Consider the following 9,483-nt stretch of genomic DNA (forward strand, 5'->3'; position numbering starts at 1 on the left):
AGAAAGAATGGAACTTTCACGTAGAAATGTTCCTGTGGGTAGCTGTTGGAATCCATTGTTTTCAGTTGATGCTATTTTTGTCCTACCTTTAGGCGCAATTAAACGCGATGTTCGGTCATTTGAAAACACATTAAAATTCTTCTTTCAAGCCTACCTTACTGCTTCTGAAACTCATAATCATACATATGCATACTTTGAGAGCGATCTCCAAGCTCACCTTGCTACAGATGGTAAGCCAGGGTTGTTGTATGCATATCAACCAGGATTATTTTCTGTAAAAAAGAACATGCACATAACTCGCACTTCACCTAAATCTTTGATGATTTTTCCATCACTTGAGCATGAGAGTATGTTTTATGAGGACATCGATAAAAATCAAATATTTGTACCCAGGATTAGTAGTTGCTAGCTCAAGACTATCTACCAAATTCTAAAAAACAGTTCTTCTAGGAAGAATAAAATGGGGCGAGTGCGAATACCCACCCCGCAAAAAAGAAACCCGATCGCCCTACAGCGAAGAACCAGAAGTCGAAGCCGCCAATTCCTCAAGCTGCTCCTGCTGATCCTGGGAAATGCAGGACTGAATCACAGTCTCCAACTCGCCTTCCAGAATAGCTGTGAGCGTAAAGTTCTGCCCTAGGCGGTGATCAGTCGCACGATTGTCCTTGTAGTTATAGGTGCGGATTTTTTCCGATCGCGATCCCGTTCCGACCTGCGATCGCCGCATCGATGTCACCGCTTCCTGCTGTTCTCGGAGCTTGATTTCGTACAGCTTTGCCCGCAGGATTTGCATGGCTCGCTCTCGGTTTTGAAGCTGCGATCGTTCCTCGGTACAAAAGATTCGGATTCCAGTGGGTTTGTGGAACAGGTCTACCGCCGTTTCAACCTTGTTCACGTTCTGTCCACCTGCACCACCCGATCGCGCCGTTGTCAGTTCAATGTCTTTCGGGTCGATCTCAACTTCCACATCATCTACTTCTGGCATCACCGCCACAGTTGCGGTTGAAGTGTGAACCCGTCCGCCTGCCTCCGTTGCCGGAACGCGCTGGACGCGATGCACCCCCGCCTCATACTTCAGCTTGCTGTAAACCTGATTGCCCTGGATCTCCAGAATCGCTTCCTTGAAGCCGCCCATATCGGCAGGGGATTCGCTCACCAGCTTGACTCGCCAGCGTTGAACGTCCGCGTAGCGTGAATACATTCTCACCAGATCGCCTGCCCAGATGCTTGCCTCATCACCGCCTGTCCCGGCACGAATTTCCAGCATGATGTTCTTGTCATCATTTGGGTCACGGGGCAGCAGGAGAACCATCAGCTGATGCTCAAGCTGATCAAGCTTTTCAGCCAGTTCTTCTACTTCCATTGTCGCCATTTCCCGCAGTTCAACATCTCCGGCGGCATCTTTTAAGATTTGTCGGGCATCCTCTAGCTCTTGCTGAGTTTGCTTCCACGTTTCAAAGGTGTTAACCGTTTCTTCCAGACCCGATCGCGCCTTCGCCACTTTCTGATATTCACCAGGATCGCGCGCAATGTCAGGGTCAGCCAGCCGCTTCGTTAACTCGTTAAAGGTCTGCTCAACCGACTTTAGTTTTTCTAATAAATAAGACTCAGCCATCGTAGCCTCCACAAGCCTATTGCCTGGATTTCTCGTTCAAATACCTGCTCAAAAAATTAAATTGCAAAAATCGTCCCTGACTTTACTTAGGTGTCAGGGGCGATCGGTAATATAAGCGAATTCCGGCTACTTTTTGTTGTCTTTCTTGTCTTCGGTGCCAGCAGTACTGTCGCTCATGCCGTACTTCCGCAGGAAGCGTTCTACACGACCCTCAGTGTCAATAATCTTCTGAGTTCCGGTATAGTAGGGGTGATTTCCAGACCACACATCAACGTGCAGTTCAGGCTTGGTCGAACCGACGGTCATCACGACTTCGCCGTTACAGTAAACCTTCGCCTCTGGATACCATTGAGGATGAATATCTTTCGCCATGATTCCAAAACCAGTAGAGATGGGCTGCTTTATCTATTTTAACGGCTTCACCTGACAAGCTTCCGCAAGAGGAAGTTAGAAAAGGATTGTTTCCTGAACCGCTTCCTAGCCCCAATCCGGGAAGGAACCAGAACCATTACAGACATTCCTTTTACGATCGGAAGTCTTCCTGTATCATAGTCCTCCAGCATTGAGGAATTTAGAAGGCAATGCAAAACCACTAATCCTCTTTCACCCCCCTTCAAGAGGAGGCAGGTCAAGCGAGAGAAGTTATCGCTTCGAGTACTGAGGAGCTTTCCGGGCTTTGTGCAGACCGTACTTCTTCCGTTCCTTCGCACGGGGATCGCGGGTGAGGTAGCCTTCAACCTTCAGGGGCTTTCGGTTTTCCGGGTCAAGCTGGCACAACGCACGAGCCACACCCAGACGGATCGAATCTGCCTGTCCGGTCAATCCGCCACCGCGAACGTTGACCAGAATATCGTATTCAGCTTCCAGTCCCAGCGTTTCCAGCGGAGCCTTTGCCACCGACAGATAGCTGGGGTTGAACTGCAAGTACAGATCGCCCGGCTTGCCGTTGATCAAAAGCTGACCGCTTCCCGGCACCAGGCGAACTCTTGCGACCGAGGATTTCCGCCGACCTGTGCCCAGATACGTGACGCGATCGGCTCTATCAGTAGCTTGCATTATTTATTCTCTCCCGGAATCGTTTTAATGTTCAAAATCTCAGGCTGCTGTGCCTGGTGGGGATGAGTGTTACCCACATACACTTTCAGCTTGGTGAAAAGCTGGCGACCAAGCGAGTTCTTAGGCAGCATTCCTTTTACAGCTTGCTCGATAATCCGTTCGGGAATGCGGTTTTGAAGCTGGTCAAACGTCTCAGTCTTCATGCCGCCCGGGCGACCCGAATGGCGGCGATAGAGTTTTTGCGATCGCTTCTTGCCAGTTACCGCTACTTTTTCCGCGTTGATCACAACAACGTAATCGCCTGTGTCCATATGGGGCGTGTAGGTCGGCTTATTCTTGCCGCGCAGCACCATTGCGATCTCAGTGGCGAGCCGTCCCAGCCGTTGGTCTGCCGCGTCTACGACATACCATTTCTGTTCAAGCGTCTCTTTTGTGGGTAGGTAGGTTTTAGTCATGGGAGATGTGGCTACAGAGGTAAAGTCTTTTTCTCAAGCTGCCCCTGGTCTAAAGCGGCAGGAAAATCTAGAGGAGTCAGTAAATTGAACTGAGGCTGGGTGTCGTACCAAATTTCAGGCGGAAAGGGAAACTCCGGATAGTCAACTCGCAGCAGGCATAAGCCTTGAGGCGGTGCAGCATACCTTACGAGGTCGCGCCTCTGCTCTATCCAGATCTGGGTGAACTCCTGCGGAGACCGATCGCCCTTACCCACCTCAACTAGCATACCGACAAGCAGGCGCACCATGCCATACAAAAAGCCGCTTGCCTGCAATTCGATCTGGATAAACGACCCGCGACGAACACATTCCGCCGCTTGAATATCAACCCAGGAATGGGGACGGCTCGACCCTGCCCGATGAAACGCTGCCAGATGGTGTCGCCCCAGCATTGGCTCCAGCGCAGCCTGCATCAACGTTTCGTCTAGTGCGCCCAGGTAGTAGTGCCAGGCAAACGGACGCACAAACAGATTCGGACGGGTTTCAGTGTAGATTGTGTAGCGGTAGCGTCTCCAGCTTGCCGAGAAGCGGGCGTGCCAGTGAGGAGGGACGATCGCCGAAGCTCGGATCGAGATATCAGCAGGCAAACGATGGTTCAAAATGTCTGCCCAACGATACCCCGGAATCCGCACAGGAGCATCAAAATGAGCCACCTGAGCCGCCGCATGAACACCGGAATCAGTTCGTCCCGCCCCATGCACGACCACTGGAAAACCCAGCACATCTCGAATCGTGTCCTCTAGCACTTCCTGCACCGATCGGTGGTTTGGCTGCCGCTGCCACCCATGAAAATGGGTTCCCAGGTATTGAATCACTAGGGCAACTCTGTGCCGATCGTCCCCAGAAAAATCCGTTTTCGATCCAGCTTTGGAGGAAGGCAACTCGCTAGAAGACATGAGGCGATCAGGTAAGCGCAATTAGGTGAGTTCGATAATTGCCATTTCGGCGTTATCGCCTCTGCGGTTAACCGTGGTAACGATACGGGTGTAACCGCCATTGCGATCGCCGTAACGCTCCTTCACCTGCTCAAACATTCGGTGGACGAGCTGCTTATCGTACATATAGCCCAGAGCTTTACGACGAGCGGCAAGCGATCCATCCTTTGCCAGAGAGATCATGCGCTCTGCTTCGCTACGAACAGCCTTTGCTCGGATCTTTGTCGTAGTAATGCGACCATGACGAATCAGCTCGGTGGTTAATGCCCGAAGGAGAGCCTTTCGCTGGTCGGCTGGCTTGCCCAACTGAGGGACTTGACAACGGTGACGCATAGTTAACAGATAGCGGTAGTTGATGAACTAAATAATGAACTAAATGAAAAACTGAATGAATTCCAGAACCTAAGTTGGTCTGGAGGATTTATCGTGCGGTAGCGTGATGCCCAGCCGATCCTGAAGTGCCTGAATCACCTCTTCAGCAGACTTCGCCCCGAAGTTTTTGATTTCAAGCAGGTCTTCCTGGGTGTAATCGAGCAGATCGGCAACCGAGTTGATTTGTGCTCGCTTCAAGCAGTTATAGGCGCGAACCGAAAGCTGGAGCTCCTCGATCGGAATCTGGTTTGCCGGATCTTCGACGCTATCATCCATATCGTCGATCGGCGCAAAGTCAATTTCCCGCAGGGGGTTAAAGAGTTCAACCAAGATATTTGATGCCTGGCTCAACGCTTCCTGAGGGGTAAAGCTGCCGTTTGTCCAGATCTCCATCAGCAGGCGATCTTTCTCCAGCGAGCCATCCGCTCTGACGCTTTCAATGGTGTAGTTGACCTTCCGTACAGGCATAAACACCGAGTCGATTTGCAGAAAATCCAGGGCAGTATTCTCGTCCCGTCCCCGCTCGATCGCCCGATAGCCTACACCCTTCTCAATGCGAAACTCCATCTCAAAGGTTGCCCCCGGAGCCAGAGTTGCAACGTATTGGTCAGGGTTGATCACCTCGGCTTCTGAGGGAAGCTCGAAGTAGGAAGCCGTTACCGTGGTGGGTCCTTCAACCCGCACCCGACCGATTTGCGGTTGGGTCGAGTAGCTTTTTAGTACGATTTCCTTCATGTTCAGCAGGATATCCAGGACATCCTCCTTCACGCCGGGAACCGTCATAAACTCATGCGTTACTCCAGCAATTCGCACCGCCGTAATTGCTGCGCCCTCCAGGTTTGACAGAAGCACACGCCGCAAAGCGTTTCCAACTGTAATCCCCTGACCTCTTTCCAGAGGTCCAATCACAAACTTGCTGTATGAGCTGCGATCGTCCTGAATAGCAGACTCAACGCACTCAACCTGAAACTGTGCCACAATCCAACCTCCCTTCTCCTTGTGCTGAGGGAAACCTGCTATCCCAACTGGCTTCCCGTGCCCTCACTCGCCCAACTCGCTCAAACTTTGGTAAAAATCTTCAGTAGAAATCCAATGAATTTCTATACGCGACGACGCTTCGGAGGACGGCAGCCGTTGTGCGGAATCGGAGTTACATCCCGAATGAGGGTAATTTCCAGCCCCGCTCCCTGAAGTGCCCGAATCGCAGTTTCCCGACCCGATCCCGGCCCACTCACCATTACTTCGATCTGGCGCATTCCCTGATCCACTGCCCGACGACCCGCACTTTCAGCTGCCGTCTGAGCTGCGAACGGAGTTCCCTTCTTTGCACCCTTGAAGCCACTAGAGCCAGAAGATGCCCAGGAAATCGCTTCGCCACCGTTGTCGGTAATCGTGACGATCGTGTTGTTAAACGTGGACTGGATATGGGCAACGCCGCTTGGAACGTTGCGCTTTTGCTTTTTAGGTCCAGTCTTTTTTTGAGGTTGTTTTGCCATGCTACCTGCCTGTCCTTATGATTTAGCCATAGAAAGCATTTATGACGCAGAAACGAGAGCCAGCTTGCAGTAGGGTAATTGCCCTTCTTACACTGTCCTTCCGGGCTGCGGCTAAACAGCACAAGAAGGGGCGATCGGAAGAAGCACTTCTCCACCCCAGCAATTCGCCACCCGTGTTTACTTCTTAGGAGCCTTCTTCTTACCTGCAACGGTACGACGACCACCACGGCGCGTCCGGGCATTGGTTCTCGTCCGCTGACCCCGCACGGGCAGCCCCAAGCGGTGACGACGACCCCGATAGGTTCCGATGTCCATCAATCGCTTGATGTTCAGACCTTCAAGCCGTCGCAGGTCACCTTCAACCTGATAATCGCCCTCAACCGTTTCCCGCAGGGAAGCCACGTCGGCATCGGAAAGATCCCGAATGCGAGTGTCTGGATTCACGCCAGTTTTGGCAAGGATTTCTTTTGAGCGGGTCAGCCCAATTCCATAGATATAGGTCAGACCAATTTCAACACGCTTTTCACGTGGAAGGTCTACTCCGGCAATTCGTGCCACGGTTCAATTCTCCAATCTTGTCTGTAACGATCGCGCTTTTAGATAACCACAAACCACTAATGAAGGGAAGCCAAATTGGATCTAATCCAACTGAAATTGAGCTAGATTACTAGCATTATCCCTGGCGTTGCTTGTGCTTCGGATTTGCACAAATTACCATGACTCTGCCGCGACGACGGATGACGCGGCACTTTTCACACATACGACGAACGGATGCCCGGACTTTCATGTCCCAAAAATCTGAAGACTACAAAAATGACATCCTATCAAATTAAAAGGATTTTGTCAATAAAATGCTTCTGCAATTGCAGAAGCCAAAAAATTTTATCTCGCTGAAACTCGCTGCGACTCTACTTCTTTCGCAGTCGATAGGTAATTCTGCCCTTCGTCAGGTCATAGGGAGTCAACTCAACCTTCACCCGATCGCCTGGCAGAATCTTAATATAGTTCCGTCTGATCTTGCCTGAGATGTGCGCCAGGACGTTAAAACCGTTATCTAAATCCACCCGAAACATCGCGTTGGGCAATGAGTCGGTGACTGTACCTTCCATCTCGATTAGGTCTTGCTTAGACAATGAGCCTTCCTCTGTTCTAAATCAACAGTTAACAGTTGTTAGGTTTATTCGATCGAGGTTAGTGCCAGGGTCAGCCCAATGTCTCGCTTCTCGCCGATCGACATCGCTACCACCAAAACACCAACGCAGCAAAATAAGAGAGCTCAATCGCTCCTCTTCTAGGCTAACAAATCTTCACGCAGTTGGATCAATCTTCAGGTTAATCCAAACACCCGTGTAGAGAATAACTTACTTTAATAGGAGAACGTTTGCACCTATAAAACTTCTATACGCCAGCCTTCAACACCTGCTCAGCCATAACCTTTATATTAGGCAAGGTTGGAGAGACGAGGTTCTAATTACCCCGAAGCTGCTGAATTTCATACTCGCCATCCACTCGCGTACAAATCGAGAGCGTGGGTTATTTGGGCTTGCCGATGTATCGAGTGCCCGCTAACCCTGCATAGTCTACGATCCAGTATTCAGGAATGCCTAAAACTGCATAATCCTTAACCTTCCGGGTGTAGTCATTCTGCCAATTGCGACTCACCACTTCTGCCACAAATTTAATGGAGCTGCCCAGCGTCAGAATGGATTGGTCAGACCAAAGCAGTTCTTGGGTTAGCTCGGAGAGAATCGCCTCCACCAAATATCCTCATGGTTCTGGAGGAATCTGCGATTTCAGTTCTTTAATCAAAGGTGGTATCTCAAACTGAACCACATCCCAAACAATGTTGAGGTTGACATCATTATATTCATGCACCAATCGATTTCGCATTCCGTTGATTTCTTGCCAAGAGATGTTCGGTAATGCCTGTTGGGTCGCGTTTGAAACTCGTCTTGCGGCTTCAGCAATGACCAATAATCGTCGAATCACTGAATCTTGAAGCTGCACGTTTGCAACGAACTCATCTTTCGAGCTTTGAGCAGTGTAAGCCAGGATCAGTTCTGCGGATTGCAGCATATCAAGCAGAAATTGAAGATCCCGTTGCATAAATTACCTGGGCAGAGGAAAGGATTTCGTAACGACGTAAGTAGTTGCGGCTGGTTTCAATCCCCTGACGGGTAATCAGGTCAACTTCTCGACAAAAAATGGTTTGTAACTCTGCTTCCATCAGGTCTAAGGTACGGAAAGTAGGGTGAGCATCTGGATGGAATTGCACCATTACATCAATATCGCTGTCGGGTCGGAAGTCATTGCGCACGACAGAGCCAAACAGGGCGAGTTCCGTGACCTGCCATTTGTGACAAAACTCAGCAATTTTCTCCATTGGTAGTTCGATCGCCCTAATCGTCATGTCAGTTCTACCCCCAAGGCTTCTAACTGCTGATTTATCCGGGTTACTGCCGTCGCTTCATCAGTTCCGATCGCCCGTTCTACTCCTGTTTTAGCAATTTCTAGCAGTTGTTTCGACTGCGCCCGCTTTTGGTGAGAGGCTTCAACCTTGCTTCTAATTTTTTGTTGGACGGAATCAGGCGCTTCCCAAACTAAAAATTAAGCAATTTCGTTGGGATATAGCTCAATCAGCTCGGATGACCCTTTGAAATGCTTTTCAACCAATAGCTTGCCAATAATGCTATTAAGGTAAATCGACAGGTAAACCGGATTCGAGTAAATCAGTTCTCAAAATCGTGACATGGTTATCTGGTAAAGCTTCTTGCTCGTAAAGGTAAGGCGCACACCGTCCAACGATTGAGATAACCGGACGGAGATAACCTGTGCAACTTAATGGATAGCTCATACTCCGTTCCGGTTCAGCGATTTGTTATATACCTCCTTCCCGGAGCCACGCTCTTGCGCTAAATCCCCTAACCGCATATGCAACAAAGGGAACGGCTTGCCCATGCTATCCAGCTCCGAACGCCCTTCCACTTCAAACCCCATTCGCAGATAAAACCCTACTGCCTGCTCATTTTGCTCGTTCACATCAACTTTTGTAGCACCAAGTGTCCTGACAGCATATTTAAGCAGCTGGCATCCAATTCCCTTTCCACGCCATGATGGGTCAATGAACAACATCTCGACTTTGCTCTCAACCACGCCGATGAAGCCAACAACTTGACCTTGGTCATTTCGCACGCAGTCCAACTTTGCCACGTGGGGAAGCGCATCGAGCACTAGCGGTTTGAATAACTGAATGTCTGCTTCTGAGAGGAAATAGTGTGTTGCGCGCACAGAGGCTTCCCACACTTCAACTACTCGCCGAAAGTCTGCGGAAGATACTGGGGAAATTCCTTCTTGCAGTTGCATCATTCTCTAAGCTCTTGTCTTCTTTGGCAACATGTAAATTCTGGCCCTATAACGTTCCTGGTCAGCGGTTGCCAGCGTCTTTGAAACTCGGCAGGTGACTTGAGCAAATCCGCTGCACCAGGGTTGTTAGACCTCGTTTTAGATTTCAATCA

The 9,483-nt window shown here is 50.0% G+C and carries 17 protein-coding genes; 1 reads left to right on the plus strand and 16 read right to left on the minus strand.

Annotation, left to right across the window (positions count from 1 at the left end; genetic code table 11):
* The coding region (locus H6F80_RS24060) for a hypothetical protein (protein ID WP_206755110.1) at nt 1-409 on the plus strand (409 nt) is incomplete at its 5' end.
* Between the two features lie 99 nt (nt 410-508).
* On the opposite strand, the gene prfA is transcribed toward H6F80_RS24060, so the two are convergent.
* The 16 genes from prfA to H6F80_RS24140 form a co-directional block, all read right to left on the minus strand.
* Nucleotides 509-1,615 (minus strand): peptide chain release factor 1, encoded by a 1,107-nt coding sequence (prfA, locus tag H6F80_RS24065; protein WP_190794049.1) that lies wholly within the window; start codon nt 1,613-1,615, stop codon nt 509-511.
* A 126-nt stretch (nt 1,616-1,741) separates the two neighbouring features.
* Nucleotides 1,742-1,987 carry a 50S ribosomal protein L31 gene (rpmE, locus tag H6F80_RS24070; RefSeq protein WP_190794050.1) on the minus strand — a complete coding sequence of 82 codons (246 nt, stop codon included), beginning with the start codon at nt 1,985-1,987 and terminating at the stop codon, nt 1,742-1,744.
* A gap of 270 nt (nt 1,988-2,257) precedes the next feature.
* The gene (gene rpsI, locus H6F80_RS24075; protein WP_190794051.1) at nt 2,258-2,671 is read right to left on the minus strand and encodes a 30S ribosomal protein S9; all 414 of its coding nucleotides are present in this window, start codon (nt 2,669-2,671) and stop codon (nt 2,258-2,260) included.
* Nucleotides 2,671-3,126, minus strand: coding sequence for a 50S ribosomal protein L13 (rplM, locus tag H6F80_RS24080; RefSeq protein WP_190794052.1), 456 nt, complete (start codon nt 3,124-3,126; stop codon nt 2,671-2,673). The genes rpsI and rplM overlap by 1 nt, the downstream gene beginning before the upstream one ends.
* An 11-nt stretch (nt 3,127-3,137) precedes the next feature.
* The gene (gene truA / locus H6F80_RS24085; RefSeq protein WP_190794053.1) at nt 3,138-4,061 is read right to left on the minus strand and encodes a tRNA pseudouridine(38-40) synthase TruA; all 924 of its coding nucleotides are present in this window, start codon (nt 4,059-4,061) and stop codon (nt 3,138-3,140) included.
* 21 nt (nt 4,062-4,082) lie between these two features.
* Nucleotides 4,083-4,433: a 50S ribosomal protein L17 gene (gene rplQ / locus H6F80_RS24090; RefSeq protein WP_190794054.1), complete on the minus strand. Its 351-nt coding sequence runs from the start codon at nt 4,431-4,433 to the stop codon at nt 4,083-4,085.
* 69 nt (nt 4,434-4,502) lie between these two features.
* A complete protein-coding gene (locus tag H6F80_RS24095; protein ID WP_190794055.1) occupies nt 4,503-5,450 on the minus strand; it encodes a DNA-directed RNA polymerase subunit alpha in 948 nt (315 codons plus the stop codon).
* A gap of 122 nt (nt 5,451-5,572) precedes the next feature.
* Nucleotides 5,573-5,968 carry a 30S ribosomal protein S11 gene (gene rpsK, locus H6F80_RS24100; protein WP_190794056.1) on the minus strand — a complete coding sequence of 132 codons (396 nt, stop codon included), beginning with the start codon at nt 5,966-5,968 and terminating at the stop codon, nt 5,573-5,575.
* 177 nt (nt 5,969-6,145) lie between these two features.
* The gene (rpsM, locus tag H6F80_RS24105) at nt 6,146-6,526 is read right to left on the minus strand and encodes a 30S ribosomal protein S13 (RefSeq protein ID WP_190794057.1); all 381 of its coding nucleotides are present in this window, start codon (nt 6,524-6,526) and stop codon (nt 6,146-6,148) included.
* Nucleotides 6,527-6,641: 115 nt separating this feature from the next.
* Nucleotides 6,642-6,755: a 50S ribosomal protein L36 gene (rpmJ, locus tag H6F80_RS24110; RefSeq protein ID WP_190794058.1), complete on the minus strand. Its 114-nt coding sequence runs from the start codon at nt 6,753-6,755 to the stop codon at nt 6,642-6,644.
* A 121-nt stretch (nt 6,756-6,876) separates the two neighbouring features.
* Nucleotides 6,877-7,101 (minus strand): translation initiation factor IF-1, encoded by a 225-nt coding sequence (gene infA, locus H6F80_RS24115; RefSeq protein ID WP_036002386.1) that lies wholly within the window; start codon nt 7,099-7,101, stop codon nt 6,877-6,879.
* Nucleotides 7,102-7,501: 400 nt separating this feature from the next.
* Nucleotides 7,502-7,726 carry a Uma2 family endonuclease gene (locus H6F80_RS31430; protein ID WP_518523642.1) on the minus strand — a complete coding sequence of 75 codons (225 nt, stop codon included), beginning with the start codon at nt 7,724-7,726 and terminating at the stop codon, nt 7,502-7,504.
* Between the two features lie 9 nt (nt 7,727-7,735).
* Nucleotides 7,736-8,074 carry a HepT-like ribonuclease domain-containing protein gene (locus tag H6F80_RS24125; protein ID WP_190794059.1) on the minus strand — a complete coding sequence of 113 codons (339 nt, stop codon included), beginning with the start codon at nt 8,072-8,074 and terminating at the stop codon, nt 7,736-7,738.
* Nucleotides 8,046-8,378 carry a nucleotidyltransferase family protein gene (locus H6F80_RS24130; protein WP_190794060.1) on the minus strand — a complete coding sequence of 111 codons (333 nt, stop codon included), beginning with the start codon at nt 8,376-8,378 and terminating at the stop codon, nt 8,046-8,048. The genes H6F80_RS24125 and H6F80_RS24130 overlap by 29 nt, the downstream gene beginning before the upstream one ends.
* A gap of 282 nt (nt 8,379-8,660) precedes the next feature.
* A complete protein-coding gene (locus H6F80_RS24135; protein WP_190794061.1) occupies nt 8,661-8,822 on the minus strand; it encodes a hypothetical protein in 162 nt (53 codons plus the stop codon).
* Nucleotides 8,819-9,334 (minus strand): acetyltransferase, encoded by a 516-nt coding sequence (locus H6F80_RS24140; protein ID WP_199296798.1) that lies wholly within the window; start codon nt 9,332-9,334, stop codon nt 8,819-8,821. The genes H6F80_RS24135 and H6F80_RS24140 overlap by 4 nt, the downstream gene beginning before the upstream one ends.
* Nucleotides 9,335-9,483 lie beyond the last annotated feature (149 nt).

The organism is Leptolyngbya sp. FACHB-711 (assembly GCF_014695615.1).
Classification (GTDB): Bacteria; Cyanobacteriota; Cyanobacteriia; order Elainellales; family Elainellaceae; genus Leptolyngbya_A.